Annotated in this window: 18 protein-coding genes; 2 read left to right on the top strand and 16 right to left on the bottom strand. The window is 42.3% G+C overall.

Translation table 11 applies throughout. The annotated features are described in order from the left end of the window. Positions 1–222: 222 nt before the first annotated feature. From nadD to AC503W_RS05770, 8 genes are all read right to left on the bottom strand, one after another. Positions 223–876, bottom strand: a complete 654-nt coding sequence (nadD, locus tag AC503W_RS05805; protein WP_407407143.1) for a nicotinate (nicotinamide) nucleotide adenylyltransferase — start codon at positions 874–876, stop codon at positions 223–225. A 16-nt stretch (positions 877–892) separates the two neighbouring features. Then, positions 893–1519 (bottom strand): arylformamidase, encoded by a 627-nt coding sequence (gene kynB, locus AC503W_RS05800; RefSeq protein ID WP_427688459.1) that lies wholly within the window; start codon positions 1517–1519, stop codon positions 893–895. A 23-nt stretch (positions 1520–1542) separates the two neighbouring features. Further along, positions 1543–2388, bottom strand: a complete 846-nt coding sequence (gene kynA, locus AC503W_RS05795; protein WP_402867872.1) for a tryptophan 2,3-dioxygenase — start codon at positions 2386–2388, stop codon at positions 1543–1545. A 16-nt stretch (positions 2389–2404) separates the two neighbouring features. Further along, positions 2405–3754, bottom strand: a complete 1350-nt coding sequence (locus tag AC503W_RS05790; protein ID WP_402867871.1) for an amino acid permease — start codon at positions 3752–3754, stop codon at positions 2405–2407. Positions 3755–3768: 14 nt separating this feature from the next. Next, entirely contained in the window at positions 3769–5055 is a 1287-nt protein-coding gene (kynU, locus tag AC503W_RS05785) for a kynureninase (RefSeq protein WP_427688461.1), read from the bottom strand. A gap of 37 nt (positions 5056–5092) precedes the next feature. Then, complete coding sequence (locus AC503W_RS05780) at positions 5093–6607, bottom strand: carboxylesterase/lipase family protein (protein WP_402987540.1); 1515 nt, start codon at positions 6605–6607, stop codon at positions 5093–5095. Positions 6608–6765: 158 nt separating this feature from the next. Beyond that, entirely contained in the window at positions 6766–7179 is a 414-nt protein-coding gene (locus AC503W_RS05775; protein WP_402987537.1) for a MerR family transcriptional regulator, read from the bottom strand. 81 nt (positions 7180–7260) lie between these two features. Beyond that, positions 7261–8910 (bottom strand): SulP family inorganic anion transporter, encoded by a 1650-nt coding sequence (locus AC503W_RS05770; RefSeq protein ID WP_402955938.1) that lies wholly within the window; start codon positions 8908–8910, stop codon positions 7261–7263. Between the two features lie 592 nt (positions 8911–9502). On the opposite strand from AC503W_RS05770, the gene AC503W_RS05765 reads away from it, so the two are divergent. Further along, the gene (locus AC503W_RS05765) at positions 9503–10282 is read left to right on the top strand and encodes a CPBP family intramembrane glutamic endopeptidase (protein ID WP_427688463.1); all 780 of its coding nucleotides are present in this window, start codon (positions 9503–9505) and stop codon (positions 10280–10282) included. 58 nt (positions 10283–10340) lie between these two features. Here AC503W_RS05765 and AC503W_RS05760 read toward each other — a convergent pair whose 3' ends face one another. The 3 genes from AC503W_RS05760 to AC503W_RS05750 all read right to left on the bottom strand — a co-directional run bounded on the left by AC503W_RS05760 (position 10341) and on the right by AC503W_RS05750 (position 12887). Continuing rightward, positions 10341–11462, bottom strand: coding sequence for an NADH-dependent flavin oxidoreductase (locus tag AC503W_RS05760; protein WP_403123671.1), 1122 nt, complete (start codon positions 11460–11462; stop codon positions 10341–10343). 19 nt (positions 11463–11481) lie between these two features. After that, complete coding sequence (locus AC503W_RS05755) at positions 11482–11790, bottom strand: iron-sulfur cluster assembly accessory protein (RefSeq protein WP_427688465.1); 309 nt, start codon at positions 11788–11790, stop codon at positions 11482–11484. 110 nt (positions 11791–11900) lie between these two features. Continuing rightward, positions 11901–12887, bottom strand: a complete 987-nt coding sequence (locus AC503W_RS05750; protein ID WP_427688467.1) for a Gfo/Idh/MocA family protein — start codon at positions 12885–12887, stop codon at positions 11901–11903. Between the two features lie 204 nt (positions 12888–13091). Between AC503W_RS05750 and AC503W_RS05745 the strand changes: the two genes are divergently transcribed. Next, entirely contained in the window at positions 13092–13877 is a 786-nt protein-coding gene (locus tag AC503W_RS05745; protein ID WP_402867862.1) for an SDR family oxidoreductase, read from the top strand. A gap of 217 nt (positions 13878–14094) precedes the next feature. Here the strand turns inward: AC503W_RS05745 and AC503W_RS05740 are convergent, their stop codons facing one another. The 5 genes from AC503W_RS05740 to fucP form a co-directional block, all read right to left on the bottom strand. Further along, positions 14095–15330 carry a multidrug effflux MFS transporter gene (locus AC503W_RS05740; RefSeq protein WP_427688573.1) on the bottom strand — a complete coding sequence of 412 codons (1236 nt, stop codon included), beginning with the start codon at positions 15328–15330 and terminating at the stop codon, positions 14095–14097. Then, the gene (locus AC503W_RS05735; RefSeq protein WP_402987524.1) at positions 15327–16328 is read right to left on the bottom strand and encodes a 2-hydroxyacid dehydrogenase; all 1002 of its coding nucleotides are present in this window, start codon (positions 16326–16328) and stop codon (positions 15327–15329) included. The genes AC503W_RS05740 and AC503W_RS05735 overlap by 4 nt, the downstream gene beginning before the upstream one ends. 191 nt (positions 16329–16519) lie before the next feature. Then, positions 16520–17440 carry a ribokinase gene (gene rbsK, locus AC503W_RS05730; RefSeq protein WP_427688469.1) on the bottom strand — a complete coding sequence of 307 codons (921 nt, stop codon included), beginning with the start codon at positions 17438–17440 and terminating at the stop codon, positions 16520–16522. A 14-nt stretch (positions 17441–17454) separates the two neighbouring features. Beyond that, entirely contained in the window at positions 17455–18468 is a 1014-nt protein-coding gene (locus tag AC503W_RS05725; protein ID WP_427688471.1) for an aldose 1-epimerase family protein, read from the bottom strand. Positions 18469–18638: 170 nt separating this feature from the next. Further along, the gene (gene fucP / locus AC503W_RS05720) at positions 18639–19985 is read right to left on the bottom strand and encodes an L-fucose:H+ symporter permease (protein WP_403123655.1); all 1347 of its coding nucleotides are present in this window, start codon (positions 19983–19985) and stop codon (positions 18639–18641) included. Positions 19986–20049: the final 64 nt, after the last annotated feature.

Below are 20049 nucleotides of genomic sequence, written 5' to 3'. Positions count from 1 at the left end.
CTTAAAGCAAAGTATCCCAAGTTGTCAACTGTGTTATTTGTCTTCCAGACCGTTTTAAGCATTCCCGTTAAGAATGCTCCCTTCCAAAAGCCCTATACTATTACGTTTAGCACCGCTTCAACTTTTTATAATATTGTGATTAAATTTCATTTTCAATCTAAATCACACGAGTTAAATAAAAAAGGAAAGAGCCCACATCACCTAAGTGATTGGGCCCCTTCCTTAAACATTTTGAGTTGTTTTATAGAGTCCATGATCTACAATATACTGATAACAAACATCTGGCAGTAAATATCTTGGCTCTCCGCCCATGCTGAACTCGTCTCTTATATATGTTGAACTGATCTCCATGGAAAGACCTTTATCAATTAGGTGAAATGTATTGCCATTATCATAATTTCTCAGTAAAGGGCTTTTGGAGATGACCTTGAGCATATCTATTCCTTCTCGGGCCATGATAATGAATTTATGATTCGCAATCAATTTTTCTCTGAATTTCCAGCGAAGATGCACCGGTAATTCCTGATTATCCATATCTTGAAGCAAATCGGCCCCCATGATGAAATATACCTCATCCTTCGGATACTGCGCTTTAAAGTACTCCATCGTATACCATGTATACTGTTTGCTGATTCCTGCTCGTTCATATATCTCATAATCACTCACTTCAAACAACGGATTATCCTTGATGGCAAGACTTAGCATATTACAGCGGTGCTCATTGCTTGTTTTCATCTGTTTATCAATCCGATTATTGGCACATGGTAAAAAAATGACTTTATCAAGCTTGGCTCGATGCGCAATGGTCGATGCCGTCCATAAGTGTACATTCGTAATAGGATCGAAGGAAGATCCATAAATACCGATTTTGCTCATCCTTATCTCTCCTCACCTAATCCTTTCGTTTCAACACCGCTCTGACCGGACTGCCATCCCCCTTCTCCAAAGCGAGTGGCAGTGCGGCCAAATCATACAGACCCGGTTCTACGCCTTGAAGAACAAGGCCTTCAAGAATGTGAATCCCGCAACTTGCCAGGGCATGGTGAGCAGGTAATTCTTTACTGTCGAGATAATCGACGGAAGGCAAATCCAATCCGAGCAATTTCACCCCTTTTTCAGCTAAGAAGGAGGCTAAGCCCGGTTCGATTGCCGGAATTGCATCAGGGAATTGGCTGAGGTCCTTCCACTTCCCCGTTGCCAGCAATAATCTCTCGATCCCATTCAATTCGATGTCAACTAAAGCTTCTATCCCAATACTTCTATCGACATCGACCTGGACGACAAGTGCTTCCCCGATATATAAATCCAAGTCCAGCTCCAGGATTTTCTTTCCTTCTTCATCAAAATGAAAAGGTGCGTCAATATGTGTACCTAAATGTGTGCTCATGCGAATTTCGCCAACATTTACGGAAGATCCCTTGGCTATCTCAGCATTCAAGCGATAGGAATATGGTGTATCTCCTGGCCAATATGGCGTATTTTCATTAAGCGGCTGAGAAATATCTTTCCATTTATGCATCGTTACCTCTCCAATCATTCCGTTCACAATTTTGTCCGAAGTGTCCAGAGTTCGGGGAAAAATGGCTGATTCACTACCTTCTTTAAATAGTTCACGCCAGTAGAACCTCCAGTTCCCATTCTCTGTCCTATAATCCGCTCCACCGTGCTCATATGATTGAATCTCCAGAACTGCTGTTGACTGCCGATATCCACCAGTTTTTCAGCCAATTCATATAGATCCCAATATTGATGTACATCCCTGTACACCGCGAGCCAGGCTTTCTCGACACTCTCGTTTTCCACATAAGGTTCTGACCAATCTCTGTTCAACATCGATTCTTCAATAGAAAACCCCCTCGCGGCCAAGGCTCCAATTGCCGCATCGTAAATACTGGGCTTATTCAACTCGGACACCAGGGATTCATAAAGGTCAGGCTGATGACGAAACACGGCCAAGATTGGCTTGTTTTTTTGTCCCATTGCACTTTCAATCATTCGGTTTTGAAAGGATTGGAAGCCCGATGAGTTTCCGAGTTTATCCCGGAACTCCATATAGTCGGATGGGGTCAAGGTCGAGAGCACATTCCATGACTGAACGAGCTGCTGTTGAATTCTCGAAATCCGTGATAGCATCTTGAAGGAAGGTTCCAATCTTCCTTCCGTGATATGCTCCGTAGCCGCAGTCAATTCATGAAGAATCAATTTCATCCATAACTCGCTGGTTTGATGGATAACGATAAATAGCATTTCGTCATGATGACCGGAAAGCAACCTCTGACTCGATAATACTTGGTCCAAATTCAGATAGTCACCGTAGGACATCTCTTTTTCAAAATTCGTTACCATTCCTTCTTCCAAGCGACTTTCTTCGATTGATTCCTTATCCATGCATGCGTCACTCCCTTTATCTTCTTTTTACTCTCATCATCAACATGTATGTGAGCCATAGAAAGATCAACCAAGGAATACCGAACTGCAAAACGATTTTAAAGGGTTCGGTAAACCAGGTTGTTACCGTTAAGGCCAATAGAAAAACCGCTCCAAGTATCGTTAAATAAGGATAACCGTACATTTTGACAGGTAATTTCCGCCCCCCTGTTCTTTCCCAGTTTCGCCTGAAAAACAGATGGGAGATGAACACCATGAACCAAGTGAAAATGGCCCCGAACATCGATATCCCCATCATGAATGCATAAGATGTATCGGGAAGAATGACCTTTATCCCCGCAGCCAGAAAAATACCCAATGTGGAGATGAGCAAGGCGCGGACCGGTACTCCTTTTCGACTCACTTTCTTAAAGAAAGGCGGTGCCTGCCTTTGTTCGGATAGTGAAAAGATCATTCTTGTGGAAGCATACAGCTGACTATTCATTGCTGATAAAGCTGCCGTCAAAATGATAAAATTCATGATTCCGGAGGCTCCCGGGATATTTAATATTTCCATGACCTTCACGAATGGGCTCACTTCAACGCCCGCTTCCTGCCATGGAACGATCATCAACATGATGCCGATTGTCAGTACGTAAAAAGTCGACAGCCTGAAAACGGTTGCCTTCAAGGCTCGTGGTACAGCGATATCAGGATCTTTGGCTTCTCCTGCAGTCACTGCAATCATTTCTGTCCCTAAAAAGCTGAAGAGAGAAATGAAAACAGCCACCCATAATCCCCAAAAACCAAAAGGCATGAACCCCCCTGCATTCACATAGTTCTCCATCCCCATTCCCGAGGCTGGTTCGGCACCAATCAAAACATAAGCTCCCAGTAAGATGAAAATGACGATGGCGCTGACTTTAATCAAGGAAAATACATATTCAAAATTCCCGAAAGTATTGACACTGGTTGCATTTACATAGATGAGTAAGGCGGCAAAAAGAAAAATCCACACACTCCCTGGTACATCAGGAAACCAGTATTTCATATAAACAGCGATTGCACTGACTTCGACCCCAATGGCAAGGACATTGGCTATCCAGTAGGAATATCGGACAAGAAAGCCTGCAAGTGGACTGATGTACTTCTCGGCAATCGTCCCAAAGGATCCGGAAGTTGGATAAGCGACCGTTATTTCCGCCAAGCATCCCATTAATAACAAAACAACGAACGCACCGACAGCATAGCTAATCAATACGCTTGGACCGGCTATCGATATCGCTAGACCGCTCCCTAAAAACAAGCCGGTCCCAATCGCACATCCCATTGCGATCATCGTGATTTGATTGGTTGATAACTCTCTTTTCAATTTATTATTTTCCATGTTTATTTTCCAAACTAGGCAATGATTCCCCGTATATTTTCATAACTCTCATATAACTTCCCTTGCATGATTTTTTTTAGTGCCTGGACCGTTTCCCATACTTCCTGATAGGAGGTATAGAGGGAGACAGGTGCAAGCCGGATCATATCCGGTTCGCGGTAATCCGGAATGACGCCCTCATTCTTCAACGCTTTACATATCCGTGCTGCTTCTGGGTGCTCAAGGATAATATGAGCCCCCCTTCGAAAATCATCTCGAGGGTTCCCGAATGAAAACCCATACTCCATAAGTTCAGAGTCAATCAAGTCCATAAAATATTGTGTCAAAAGCAAAGATTTTGTACGAATCTGTTCGATACCCACTTCGGCAAACATTTCAAGCGAACCGACTAGTGGAGCCATACTTAATATATGTGGCGTTCCGATCTGAAAGGCCCCTGCTGAATCAGCCTTGGAGAATGAGTGTTTCATGTCGAACTGTTCATCCTTTTTTGACCCGAACCATCCAGTCAACCCTGGCCTTTTATCGAAATGTTTTCGATTGACATATAAGCCTGCAACACTTCCCGGTCCTCCATTCAAATGTTTATAATTACACCAAAATGCAAAGTCGACCTCCCACTCGTCAAATTGGTGTGGAACAGCACCCACTGAATGACACCCATCAAACCCAATGATGATTCCTCTAGTGTGCGCTTCCTTTGTTAATCGTTTCATATCCAGAATCTGTCCGCTGCGGTACAAAACCGTTGGCAACACGACCAAGGCTACTTCCTCTGACATCGCGGCAATGATATCGTCTTCCATAAGAAGTTTACCATCACGGCTTTTCACCTGCACTAAATGTGTTTCCGGATCAAGCCCGTGTAGCAAAAGCTGGCTTTGAAGCGCATAAATATCACTCGGAAACGTCAGCTCATCGGCCAATATCTTGTTCCGTCCTTCCTTCGGTTCAAAGAAAGTTGCCACCAGCTGATGAAGGTTCCCTGTCGTCGAGCCACTCATAATTACTTCATCACCTGACGCCCCCACCAAAGGGGCACTCAACTCTCCCAATCTCTCAGAGAAATAAAACCAAGGGTTATCACCTTCCGTCCATCCCTCGATTCCATATCTCTTCCAGTCTTCCAATGAATTCAAAAGACTTTTTTCCGCCCGCTTCGATAATAGTCCCAATGAATTTCCGTCCATATAGATGGTCCCGGGAGTCAAGTAAAATTCCTTCCGATAAATGGCTAAGGCATCACATTGGTCCAATTTTCCTGCAAACTCTTTCGTTGGCTGAAAATGATATGTATCCATGTTTATTTTCCTCCGTTTCTTCCATGCTGTTTTTCTTTCATTTATATATTCTTACACCCTCCCAAACCAACCGGTGAACCCTATTGGGATCCTTTTCTATATAATCCCTTTTATCAAAAATCATCGTATAGTGATTCGTTTCGTCATACTTCGGCCAGACTTCTCCTTCCGGCGGATTGGGATTCCCATATTTCGCAAAGTTAATCCAGTGACCTTGCATCCGTCGAGATAATTTCAAGGCAGCACGCTTAGCGCCAAAGGCAGTAATCCGTTTTCCAACTATAGAATCGAAAGTCTGGAAAACATATAAAATCTCCATCCCATGCGTCGCCCCTAGTTTGCTAAACTTTAAAGAGGGGGTTTGGTAATCGAAGCGGTACATCCATGTTTTCTCCTGACGGCTGTATGCCTCTGCATACCAAACCGAAGGCATATGAAAAGTCGCATCACGCCCCAAGCCTAGGGTAGCCTCTTTATTAGGGAAGGTTAGGTAAGCGTTGGTGATTCGCTCCTCCGCTTCAGGATCTGTATTTTCGAACATCTTATGAATCATTTCTTCGGTTGTCGGAATTAACGGGGGATCCATTTGGTCAAATAAAGTCGCTTCATCTTTATTTGTACCAATAAGAAGGGGAATTCCAGCAGTGGCTCCTGAACGAATGGCTTCCAATGGATAGTCAGGTAAAAAGTCACCATCAACGACTGGACCAAAAGAAAGCGAACCAGGGAGATCTTGAGAGTTTTGCTGTAATAATTCATATGAAGCTGTAACGATTTTCTGGACGGGAAGTGTTTTTAACACATCGACTTCATTCTCTTCAATCCCGAGAATATCGAGAAATTTCTTACTGAACTGTCGTGCAAAACCTTTTCCGTAAACTGAAGTAGGAGCAGGACTTTGGGCAATGGCCTGTTTAAAAAGCCCTCTTGCAGAAGGTACTGTGAGTAAAGTCGTAACGGCATTTCCACCAGCTGATTCACCAAATACCGTAACATTCTCCGGGTCTCCTCCAAATGCTACAATATTCTCTTTTATCCATTTCAACGCAGCGACTTGGTCACGTAAACCTAGGTTGGAATCAAAGAGTTCCTCCTCATGATTCCACTCCGTAAAATCCAAATATCCTAAAGCACCTAACCGATAATTGATGCTTACAACCACTACATCTCCTGTTTTGGCTAACACATGACCGTTGTACATATCAATCGAACCCGATCCCGTAATATATGCTCCACCTGGAATCCAAACCATGACCGGGCGCTTCCGATCATCAGCATTAGGAGACCAGATATTCAGGAATAAACAATCCTCATCCATTTCTTCACTGCCTGTCATCCCCATCCTGGCTGCCCTTTCCAAAGGTTGTGGTGGCACAGCGCCGAAATTGACTGCATCCAGGACACCGTTCCATCTTTCAACAGGCTCCGGGGAGCGAAAACGCAATTCGTCGATTGGAGCTCTCGCATACCTGACGCCTTTCCAAACGCCTACACCATTTTCTACGGTTCCTTGAAGATGCCCTTTTGCCGTCGTTACAATTGAACCAATCATCCACTCACCCTTTCTGAATCTATATATTATAGTTCTTCTTTTCCCATTCCCCTATCTCCTTCCCCTTTGCCGAAAAAAAGTTTTTATTACTCTTACAAGCTACGGAAAAAATAAAAAAAGACCAAAGTGGTCTTTTTTGAATGAGGAAAAACTCTTGTTCATGTAAGCGCGTTCATGATACTAATCAAAGATCCGCCTCTTAGGGAGAGCTGATGAACAGCAAACTTCAGTTGCTGTTCATCCAGCTGTTCCAAGAGTGGCTTTAATTCAAGAACTTCCCGCTCCAGTTCTTTCAGGTTTAAAGAAATCTTATCGACTTTTGCTAGTACCTCTCCCGAATCCACAGGTTTGTCAGACCAGATCTGCAGCCGCTCCTTGATTTCGGTCAACGGCATGTTTTGCTCTTTATATCGATCGATCATACTAAGTCGATTGAGCGCATCCTTCGTATAATATCGATACCTCGATCCAGTCTTCTCATAGGTGAGCAATCCCAATTGTGTATAATAGTCTATGGTTCTCCTTGATACATTAGCTAGTTCAGCAAGCTGGCCAATCCGATATAAATCCATCCAGACAGTCACCTTCTTTTATAATCTCTCATTACGGTAACTATACCATAAAAAGCCGAAAGGATGACTTTAGGGTTACATCTATAAGACTACTTGATCTGATTTGACATTTACATATTGCTTGGCAAAATATAAAGCTTCTTCCTTGGATTTAAAGAAATGCTGTTTTTCTATTTTATGATATAACCCGGTACTTATTAGCAACTCCTTAGGTTGTTGCTGAATTCCGGAGATGACTAATTTCCCTTTATATTTCCTTATTCGATTGACAATGGCCAGCAGAGCGGCCTCGGCTGACGTATCCATATAGGATACCCTTCGCATGCTCAATACTAAAACGCCCGTCTTATTATCCAAATTTTCCAAAATATTAGATTCCAGTACATCAATGGATCCAAAGAATAAGGGACCTTCCAAATTGTAAACATCGATTCTTGAATCCGAGCTTGCAGTCGTTGGAATAATTTCCGGATAAACTTCGTGACTTCTTTCCCTGATCTTTAATGAGTGGCTCATCTTAATGATAAAGGTGATGAAGGCAATCAATAAACCGATACCGACACCCATGATTAAATCCGTTAAAACAGTGACAAGAAATGTCACAAACAGTACAACAGAATCAGCCGACCTTGTTTTTAAGACATGGGCAAATTCCTTCCGTTCACTCATGTTCCAAGCGACAAACATGAGGATTGGCGCCATGCTGGCTAAAGGAATATGTGTGGCATAAGGAGATAAGACGAGCAGGACCATCAAGACCACGATTCCATGGATAATCCCTGACATTGGTGAAACGGCCCCAGTCTTAATATTCGTGGCCGTTCTGGCAATAGCACCTGTAGCCGGGATTCCGCCAAAGAATGGTGTAGCGATGTTGGCTATGCCTTGACCGACTAATTCCTTATTGCTATCGTGTTTTGATCCACCCATGTTATCTGCCACGGTTGCCGATAACAATGATTCAATTCCACCTAATAATGCGATTGTAATCGCCACTGGGAGAAGGTTGATAATGATTTCCACCGAAAGCTCTGGCACTTTAAATTCAGGGAAACCTCTTGGAATCGCTCCATATGTAGATCCAATCGTAGCCACCTTACTAGGGAAGAAATAGAAGGCTACCACTGTGGAAACAAGTAATCCAAGAAGAGGTCCTGGTACTCGTGGAAGTACTTTCGGTGCTAACAGGATCACAATAAAGCATATTAGTGCCACACCTATGCTATAGACATTTATCGTATCTGCTTTAACCACCAATTCTTTCATATTAGCTAAAAACGTTTCATGCTTTTCCACCTTCATGCCTAAGAAGTTAGCAATTTGGCCGGAAAAGATGATGATCGCAATGCCTGTCGTAAAACCAATGATAACGGGGCGGGGAATGAATTTCATCATATTCCCTAATTTAAGCAGTCCCATCACCACCAACATAATCCCGGCTAAAAACCCGGCAATGAGAAGACTTTCGTAACCGTATTGCATGACGATTCCAAATAGTAATGGAACAAAGGCTCCAGTCGGCCCACCAATTTGGTACTTAGACCCACCCAAAAGCGAAATGAGAATTCCTGCAATGATCGTCGTATACAAGCCATATATGGGTTCCACTCCGGATGCAATGGAAAAAGCTAGTCCAAGGGGAATGGCTACCACTCCCACTACCAGGCCTGCCGTCAGGTCTTTTTGAAATCCTTTCATGTTGTATCCTTGGAATCTACTATCCTTCATCATAAATTCACCCTCACATCCTTCATTTTTTTAGTCCACTCTATTGAAAACGGTTATTGAAAAAAAGTAGGTGTACATATTTTGGGGTAGCGACGTAGTCGCCTTACATCTTAGAAAAAGAAAAAGTGTAAGGGGAGTTTTCTTTTCACGGTAACCCTTTGAGGATTTGATAGATTGTAAGAAGTAACTCTCATATGTAATCTCCTTTGTCGGGTTTATTCATGGTTTCGAACCATGTTCCCATATTATATAGTAAAACGTAAAACTGTACATTACTTACATTGTAAACAATTCTTTACAATTCATTACGTTTTGATTACAAAATAGGACCATCCCTCTACACTAGTAAATTAGGTGCCCGACCTATTAATGAGTTTTAGGAAGATAGAATGCGAGTCCATATACCTGAAACAAAAACTGGACAAATGAAAGGGCTTGTCGTCTTCGTATTGAGTAACGATGGTAGAGATGCGAATAAAAGAGGCGCAAAAGAAATAAGCTGATTTCTTTCGGCGCCTTGTATGTTAATCTTCAGCCTGAAAGGTAGCAGGATTAATCCAATCGAGCAACGAATATTTAACACAAACCAGGGGAGATGATGACTTATATAATGAAAAATGAAATGACGTTCAAACGACCTTATTTAACTCTTATCGGACTTGAAATCATCACTTTGCTTTTCGTTTCAACAGGGGCTGCCATCACTGAAATAACAAAGATGAGTAACCCCATTGCGCCTTTTATGGGCTTCATTCCGCTAGCACTCCTCTTGATTTTTTATTTTACTATAAAGAATCGATGGGGCACCTTTTATTTTCATTCACTCCGGAAGCTATCCGTCCGGGAATGGGTTTTATATACGCCCTTGCTCTTCTTTTTAATCCTTCTTGTCATCTTCAACGAAGGAGTGTCCATTCAATCCTTTTCTTATCTAGTCTTATTAAGTTTGGGGATTATGACAAATGCCTTTGTCGAGGAATCCGTATTTCGTGGCTTGATGCTGAAGATCCTCCTACCAAAGGGAGAGATCAAGGCCATCATCATTTCAAGTTTATTCTTCGGGATTGGGCACTTTGCCCAGGCATTTCAAAATCCATCCTTTTCTATTTTCATACAAGTGTTCTATGCATTACTAATAGGTCTCGTCTTAGCTTTACTCGTTATTCAAACTCAATCGATCATCATTCCGATCATCTTTCACTTCCTCCATAACCTTTTGCAATATACCGGTCGAATTGTATCAGATGTTGCCACGATACGAATGACGGATATTATTTTAATAGCTTTTCTCATCATTTATATCATTGGTTTGCTTATGTTTAGAAAAAAGAAGATAAGCTCTCATTCTCATTCATCGGTTACAATCGATAGATAAATTTCATCCAAAAAAATACCCGTCCTTAACAAAGGACGGGCTCATTTATTATTCATACTCAATCCACGACTGGAAGCCAGCCTTTTACATTGATTAATTTTTCCCAAAGGGGATCTGGAATGACCAATTCATCTTGATCCTTCTTCGAAAGTGTCGTGCGTATTTCCTTTTCTTTACCGGCCTTGATTTTTTCAATCCAGTACGGTTCCATAAGCAGCTCCCTGCCAAGTGCAATAAAAGGAACGCCCGTTTCCATGGCCTCTGCCACTTCTTCAGGTGTATGAAGGGCCCCTACTCCGATTACTGGAATCCGATTGCCCACTTTTTCATATATTTTAACGATTCTCGATTCCGTTCTATCACTCTCACGGAATGAGCCATTCCAGAAATGGCCTACCGATACATGGATGTAGTCCAGGTTTTGATTCGCAAGCCGGTCTACGAATTGAAGCGTATCATCCAAAGTGATGCCAGGCTCGCTACCCTCTTCCGGAGAAATGCGGTAGCCGATGACAAACGGATTTTTCGCATGCTCTTCCACAGTCTTTTCTACTTCATTAACAATGGAAAGTGGGAAAATCATACGTTTTCCAAGCGTTCCCCCCCATTTATCTGTGCGACGGTTGGAATGAGGAGAGAAGAACTGCTGAAGTAAATATGTATTCGCCCCATGAATCTCGACACCATCAAATCCTGCTTCGATGGCTCTTCTCGTTGCCTCTCCAAACGCTTTAATCACTTCTTGAATTTCATCTTCCGTCATTTCACGAGGAACAGGTGCACCCTCGCTTGAAGCAACGCTGCTTGCAGAAACAGGTTGATTATCTGGTAATAAATCCGGCGGACTTTGGCGACCTCCATGATAAATTTGCAAAATGGCTTTGGCCCCTTTGCCTTGAATGGTTTCTGCCACTTTTCGGAGTGATGGAATGAATGCATCATCATCAGCACTGAATTGGCCAGGGAATCCTTTTCCACCTGCAATTACATAGGCACACGCTGTGATTACCGTACCCACTCCTGCCGAACGCTCTGCATAATAAGCTAATTCCTCTTCCGTCACGTATCCTTGGTCATCTGAAGAATAATGCGTCATCGGTGCCAGCATGATACGGTTTTTCACTTCGACCCCAGAAGAGAATTTATATGGTTGAAAAAGCTTTTCGTATAATTCTGTCATGCCTAATTCCCCCTAATTTTTAATGATGGTGATGGCCATGAGGTTCTTTCGAAGGATTGGTTATTTCGAAACCTTCTTCTGGCACATAAAAATATTTAATCCATACTCCGTCCAAGAATTTTTCACGTGAATCCAGCAGTATATCGATATCCTTATCCGTCTTGACAATTTCATCATGCTCCGTCGGAACATCAAGCTTCATCTCATAGTGGGCATGATCGCCGTGCATATGCGTGATATACACCCGAATCATTTTCCCTTCCGCTTCTTCGCTACTCAACATCTTTTGTAAGACCTTTGCTGCATTTCGATTAATCTTGCATTTCATATTAATTCCTCCAACATCTGAAATTTCTATGTACTAAAAATCTACCCAAAAATAGGCATTCTGTAACATCCATTTATACGCTTTTTGCCGAATCATGTCTAATAAAATGCTTATCTTCGGTCTGAGGGAAAAATGACACCTATCTGTTTTCTAGCTTCATCCATGATTTCCATCGACCATAACGAATGGGCAAATGTATTCTTATCCGATTCCGTTTTCCCCTGCTGGATCAATTCTACAAACTCCTTCGCTTCATAATACATCGGAGGGAACTCCTGTTTAACCGAGAGACTCTCCCTTGTTCCATCACGGTAGCAAATATCCACTTCGTTCGGACTGGAAATTTTGTCGATGAGGATGGTACCTGCTTCTCCCTGTATTTCTGAAGGTTGAGTAGATTCAGTGATCTTGGAAAACATCACGATGGCTTCCATGTCGTTGTATGAAAGGAGGATGGTACCCTGACCGTCAACTCCTGACTCTAGTAATGTTCCAGATGCCTGGATCCTATTCGGTTTACCGAATAAAACGACAAGCGGATAAACGGCATAGATACCCAAATCCATTAAAGAGCCGCTTGAAAACTCAGGGTTGAATGCATTCAGTATGGTACCTGATTTATACGAATCATACCGGGAAGAATATTGACAGTAGCTTCCTTGATAACGGCGAACCTCACCAATTTTATGGATGTTTTCCTTTAGGCTTTCAAAACTTGGCATGACCGTTGATTTCATCGCTTCCATGAGCAGCACTTCGTTTTGCTGTGCGGCCTGTATCACTTCCCTCACTTCATCGGCGTTCGAAGCCAATGGTTTTTCACATAAGACATGTTTCTTTTGCTGTAAAAACATGACTGCCTGGCGACTATGGTGAGAATTGGGACTGGCTATATAGACCGCATCAATCTCGGAACTGCTCGCCATCTCCTCCAAGTCCGTAAATGTATGTTTAACTCCATACTTATCTGCAAAATCCCTGGCCTTTTCTTCTGTGCGCGAATAGACCGCATTTAATGAAAAGCCTTCCACGTGTTTTGCCGCATTCAAAAAACGCTCTGTAATCCAATTTGTACCGATAATCCCATAACGTATCATTCGCTAGATTCTCCTTTTAATAAACAGACTTTGTCCTCAATATAACCAGACTTTGCAAAAAAATAAAGAAAAATGCCAAAAAAAATTTTGGTTTATATTGGATTTTTCAATCTATTTTCCTTTATACTTTTCCTATTACTACTGACTTGATGTTTCTACATACTCCCTCATGGGAAGTACATTAAAAAGGAGCGTGTGAAATCAATGACAGAATTGATGAAGAATAAAGTCGCCATCATTACCGGCGGAGGATCCGGAATTGGCCGGGGTGCCGCCATTAAACTTGCGGAAAACGGTGCAAACATCGTTTTTTTTGACCGCACAGTTGAAAATGCCGAAAAGGTCAAGGAAGAAGTCGAAAACCTCGGACGAGAAGCTTTAATCATCAAAACGGATGTTTCCCAACCCGAACAGGTTGAGAAGGCTTTCCAGGCCGCCTTCGAGCATTTTGGAAAAATTGATTTTGTGTTTGCCAATGCTGGTATTAACGGGGTAATTGCCCCCATTGAAGATATTAAGCCGGAAGATTGGGACCAAACACTCAACATCAACTTGAAAGGAACCTTCCTAACCATAAAATACGCCATTCCCTATATGAAGGAAACAGGCGGCAGCATCACCATTAACAGTTCCATTAACGGAAACCGTTTTTTCAAGAACTTTGGTTTTTCCGCATACAGCTCATCAAAAGCCGGTCAGGTCGCTTTCGGCAAGATGGCTGCACTTGAATTGGCCAAGTACAAAATACGCGTGAATATCATCTGCCCAGGCTCCATCGACACCAACATCGACGACAATACCTATCCTGAAGATGAAAACTTGGAAAAAATCAAAATACCGATTGAGTATCCCGAAGGTTCTCAACCACTTGCAAAGAAAGCCGGAACGATTGAACAAGCAGGAGACCTTGTTTTGTTCCTTGCATCGGACATGTCCTCCCACGTTACCGGGACTGAAGTGTATATTGACGGAGCTGAATCGCTCTTATAAGAATCGAAAGACTTGAGAAGAGGCAGAAGTGTATGATGTGACCACACTTCTGCCTCTTCTTACTAAATTAAAAAAGATTGGGCAAAGTTTTTAGTTGAACTTTTTTGTTCCCTACCAATAGAAATTATACATAAGAGAGTGGGATTGCTTTTCATGTTTTCTTAAAGAGCCACCCCTCTTACTTTGAACTTTTCCTATAATGGGTTGGCCACTTTCCTTATGCAACAGCTTTTCTCAAACCGCCTCGGGCGATAAATAGATAAGAGGACAGGGCAATAACATGACAACTTACCATCACGATTCCCATCGGCAGAGGTGAATCACCTCCACCAATCCCTACTAAAGGGGCCATGAGCGAACCTAGTACGAAAGGCAGAAGACCGATTAAAGCCGAGGCACTCCCTGCCGTTTTCCCCTGGTCCTGCATAGCTAATGCGAAACTTGTCGTTCCCACGATCCCGACACTCGAGACAGATAGAAATAAAGCAATTAAAATCCCCGCAACTCCAACTCCCAGAATGATGGACATGAGCAGAATGATCCCGCCAAATAACGCAAGACCCAACCCTATTTGTAGGAGTTTTTCTTCTTTTATCTTCCCAGCCAGTCTGCCAGTTGTTTGGGATGCAACAATGATCCCTATCCCATTCATCGCAAAGATCAGGCTGAATGTTTGCGGAGAAATACCATAGATATTTTGAATTACAAAAGGTGAACCTGAGATATAAGCAAACATAGCCGCCGTTACAAACCCTTGAGAAAGTGCATATCCCATAAACACACGGTTTTTCAGTAAATCACCGAATGTACGTATTGTATTGGTTATGCCCCCTGTACTTCGTAGGTCTGATGAGAGCGTTTCCTCTATCCCCCAAAAAGCAGCGGCAACCATAATAACACTTAGAGCAAAAATGACGATGAAAACTCCCCGCCAAGATGTAAATTGTAGCAGTTGCCCTCCTAAAACCGGTGCCAAAATCGGTGCCGCCCCATTCACAAGCATTAACATGGAAAAGAATTTGGTCAAATCCGTACCAGAAAAAAGATCGCGGACAATGGCCCGGGAAATGACAATTCCCCCAGCACCTGCAGCTCCCTGGATGAACCGTAATAATAAAAGCATTTCAATGGAGGGAGCAAAGGCACATAGCAGAGAAGACACACTATAAATCGACAAAGAGATGATTAACGGGGTCCGTCTCCCCTTCGCATCACTCAGGGGGCCTAAATATATTTGTCCTAATGCCAATCCTAGTAAACAAGCGGTCAAACTGAGCTGAGCCAAAGACGTACTGCTTTGCAGATCATCTGCAAGTGTTGGTAGACCAGGCAAATACATATCAAGTGACAGAGGCCCAATTGCCGCAAAAGAACCGAGCATAAGTGCCATCCATAGTTTTTTTGTTGTCGGCATTTTATTGCTAGTATATATGGTTTCTTTCAATTCCATTATGAATGTCCTCTCCCTTTTTGCACACTTGTTAGTTCTGGATTCACTAGATTGCCAGGAAGGGCGCCCGTCAGGCCTGCCATCAAGTTTTCTGCAGCCAGGCTTGCCATTTTCATTCTCGTGGCGATGCTGGCGCTGCCGATATGTGGGAGTGTCACCACATTAGGTAGGGTCAAGAGAGGGTGATCTAAAGGAACCGGTTCTTCTTCAAATACATCCAATCCAGCAGCCCAAATTTCTTGGTTTACCAAAGCCTGGTACAATGCCCTTTCATCGACGATATCGCCCCTTGCCGTGTTGATGAGTACGGCCGTCTTTTTCATTAAGGCTAATTGTTCAGCACCGATCATATAGCTAGTTTGGGAAGTGAGTGGCACCAAGACACAGACAAAATCCGAAATCTTAAGGAGCTCTTCAAGTGATACAAACTCGATTCCCAACTCTTTTTCTTCTTCAAGTTTACGGCTACGATTATAGTATACAAGATTCATATCAAATCCTTTTGCCCTTTTCGCCAGGGCTTTACCGATCCTTCCCAATCCGATGATTCCTATCGTTGCGCCATGTACATCCTGTCCAGTCAACTGCATCGGGGACCATGTTTTCCATTGACCACTTTTGAGATAACCTGTCGCCTCTACCAATCTTCTGGCCGTTGCAAGCAGCAAGGCAAAAGTTAAGTCCGCTGTCGTTTCCGTCAGAACCCCCGGTGTATTCGTCACCATGATTCCTTTATCTGTCGCGCTTTGTAAATCAATATTGTTATACCCCACAGCCATGTTCGCAATGATTTTTAGGTTGGTCGCCTTCTCCATCAAGGATTCATCGATTTGTTCCGTCAACAAGCAAAATAGACCGTCAACCTCCACTATCTCTTTTTCCAGGACCTCCCTAGGAACCGGAGTCGTTTCATCTTGCCACATCGTTACCTCAAACTTTTCACTTAGGCCATTCACGATTTGGTCTGGCATTTTTCTCGTTATATACACTTTAGGTTTCACAAATAGCCCTCCTACTTACAGATTGATAGTTATGTACTTTTTACTTACATATCTACAATTTCGATAATTGAACATTAATCTCCTTCTCTACCTATTCATTTATACTTATCTTATCTCTACCCATCTCGTTCCACACGAACGTAAAAAGGGATGTTCCAACAATTGTGGAAGCACCCCTAATACTATGATATTCAAACCTGTTTCTCAAAAAATCCCTTTAACTGGTCTTGATCTGGATAAGAGGATTGCGTTCCGCGTTTTGTTACGCTCAAGGCAGAAAATCCAGTGGCCATCTTGATGGCGTGAAGGATATCTCCATTTTTGACAAAATAGTGGGCGAAGCATCCAATGAATGAATCTCCGGCTCCAGTAGTGTCAATGGCGGCGACTTCATATGCATCGATCCGTTCCACTTTTTCTTTTGTAACCCACATCACCCCACGGCTTCCAAGTGTCACTATAACATTTTTCACCCCTTGCTCGATAAGGGTTAAAGCTGCCTCCTGCACTTGTTGATCCGTTTCTACTGGCATCTGGGTTAAAATTTCCAGTTCCGTTTCATTAGGAATGAAGAAATCGCACTTGCAAACGTAATCAAAATTCAACTCTTTTGAGGCAGGAGCAGGATTTAATATAACCGGTATATTATTCTCCTTACCGAAGTCAATGGCACGATAAACAGCTGGTAAGGGGATCTCCAATTGAAGAATGATTAAGGAACACTTTTTCAGCTTTTCCCCCGCGTTGTCGATATCCTCGGGTACAAGATATTCATTTGCTCCTTTGATGATTAATATCCGGTTCCTCGATTGTGGGTCCACAAATATCGGTGCCACACCACTTGATGTTCCCGGGATCTTACTTGTAAATTCAGTATCTATTCCATAACGTTCTAGATTGCTAATCGTATTATCTGCAAATAGATCATCTCCGACTTTAGTAAGCATCATGACCTTAGAGCCCATTTTGGCTGCGGCCACTGCCTGGTTGGCTCCTTTTCCACCACACCCAATTTCGAAACTTGGTGCCTCGAGGGTTTCCCCTTCTTTTGGCATTTGGTCAATGTATGAAATTAAATCCACCATATTGGATCCGATAACTGCTATATCCATATTCTATTTCCTCCTTATTTCTTTCCAGTTACAATTGTAAATGATCTTTCCTCACCTGAGGCCAACTTAATTAAGCTTCCTGAATCTTGGGCTGCCAAAAACCCTTCAGGCCGGCATGTAGCGGGCAATACAAATGCTCCAACCTGCTGGTCCTCATTAAACAGTAACCATCTTGTCGCATAATTAAATTCATCCGTAGAGAACGTGGTGAAAAAAGTAGTTCCTTCCGGCGAAGTCATTTCAAAACTTGCTTCTTTCTGATGCTTACTCAATCCATCCATAAAGAAAACAATTTCCGGGTCATACATATCTGGACGGTCCAAAATCGATATAGGTTCCTTGCCTTCACGGATTTCTTTATTAAAGTCCAACCACTTTTCAGTAGGTTTCACATGGTCAGGGATGGAGGCACGTAACTCAAACGCACTATTAGGAATGTTTTGCTTCATTACTGCATGATCCAGGTAGGCGTAGTTGGTATGGCACATGTATTGTAGAGGCATGTCTATGCCAGATAAGTTTTTCACGTACATGCCCATTTCGATGTTGGCTTCCCCAGCAATCATCTTGACGCTTGGCTTAGCGATATAATGATGGCCAAACCCTTTTATGTATTCTGTCAATCCACCAATTTTCACACTATTTTCCGTAACCTCCAGCCAGGCATGGTCCATATTCGCGCAGGCCATCTCACCATGTAAGACATGATCATCCTCAGGTCCTGGACAGCCATTGCTAATCAAACCGGAATGAAAAGCAAAACATCCATATGTATCGACAATTTCATCTACTTGTTTCGGTTGAGTGAACATATTTTTCATCTTCAGTTCAATTCCATCAAAAACTAAGTCCCAAACAATTTGACCTAAATAAGGAAGAACCACCATTTTCCCACGGGAATTTGTCACTTCTATCGCTTCAACTCCAGATGGATAACGAAATAAAGTAACAGTAAACTCGGTACTTTTAAAAAATACTGTAGGGTTTTCTTTGAAGAATCCTCTTTGTAGTTCAATCGTTCCTACCATACTTATCCTTCCTTCCTTCGAATAACAGCTAACAGGGTCCCCTTAGGAAACCCTGTTACATCCAGAGTTCATTTCAGGGCCCCCTGCCTTTTTTCTTATTATGCTTACTGGTTTTGTCAAAAATGATTGCCGATATAATTGAGGACATAAGCAAAGCTCGAACCCAAAATTTAAGAAATTAATTCGCTTGTTTGTTCTGCATCCTTTTTCATGTTTGCAGACCTTTTCATTTCTCGATAAAAGTAAATGCCTATATATACAAAACATAGCATGGATACGACAAACGCATATTGCATTGATCCCAAAGTGTCTGACACTAACCCTTGAACAGCCGGTATAACGGCTCCCCCCACAATGGACATTACTAAGATGGCACCCGCCACTTCAGTATATTGCTTATCAACTACAGCTAGAGTTTCTGCATAAATCGTGGCCCAACATGGTCCAAAAAGCATACTAACAACGATTGCCGCATATACAGCAGTCATATTCGGCACGACTGCCACGTAAGCCAATAAAGCTGATCCGAAAACTGCATAAATGACCAAGATTTTAGAAGACGAAAATCTAGCGATCAAAAAGTTTGCAATGAATTTCCCAATGAAAAATCCTATAAAACTATAAATCATAAAGTTTGAAGCGGTTCTTTCATTGATATGTGGATTTAGATGTAAGGCTAACCTGATCGTGAAAGCCCAAACCGTGGTTTGCATTCCCACATATAAAAATTCTGCGATGATTCCATTTCGGAATCGTTTATTTCCAGCCAGGTGTTTCAACGCTTTTAGGATATTTGGAGCCGGTTTAGTGCCATTTTGTTCGACTTTTTCCGGTTTGCATGTTGGAAATTTAGTGAAGAGGAATATCACCAGCACTCCGATTAGTATGAAAATCATATATTTATATGGTTCTAGTGTATGCTGTAACATCTCGATTCCAAAAGCTTGTGCTTCTGCAGGAGACATTTTGGACATTTGAACATGAAGACTTTCGCCTTCCTGGAAAACTAGATATTTTCCTAGCAAAATCCCTAAAATAGATCCAACGGGATAAAACGTTTGGCTAATATTCAGGCGGAGCGTCGCATATTGCTTGGGACCTATCATGGAACTATAGGTATTGGCTGCCGTTTCGAGGAAACCTAAACCGATTGCAATAGCAAAAAGTGCAAACAAGAACATAGTATATGTCGCCAAGTGTGACGCTGGGAAGAATAAAGAACATCCAATGATATAGAAGCATAATCCTGTTATGATGGCAAACTTATAGTTCGTCTTCTTAATAACCATCGAAGCTGGAATGGCTACCAAGAAATAGCCTCCATAAAAAGCACTCTGTACTAAAGCACTAGCGAAATCACTTAATTCGAACACACTTTTGAACTGAGTAATTAATATATCATTCAAACTAGCTGCCACTGCCCACATGGAAAATAATGTGGATAAGAGAATGAATTGTAGAATAGGAGTCCGATTAAGGTATCCATCCGACAGTTGAATTATTTTTGTCTTTGCCATTTTTGTAATCTCCTTATTCAAGTAAGAACCCCTACTGATATTTACCCACTAATGAGTCCAATTG

This window comes from Peribacillus suis (assembly GCF_059384845.1).
Note: the sequence above shows the minus strand (reverse complement) of the source record. Positions and strands in the feature narration are given on the sequence as shown.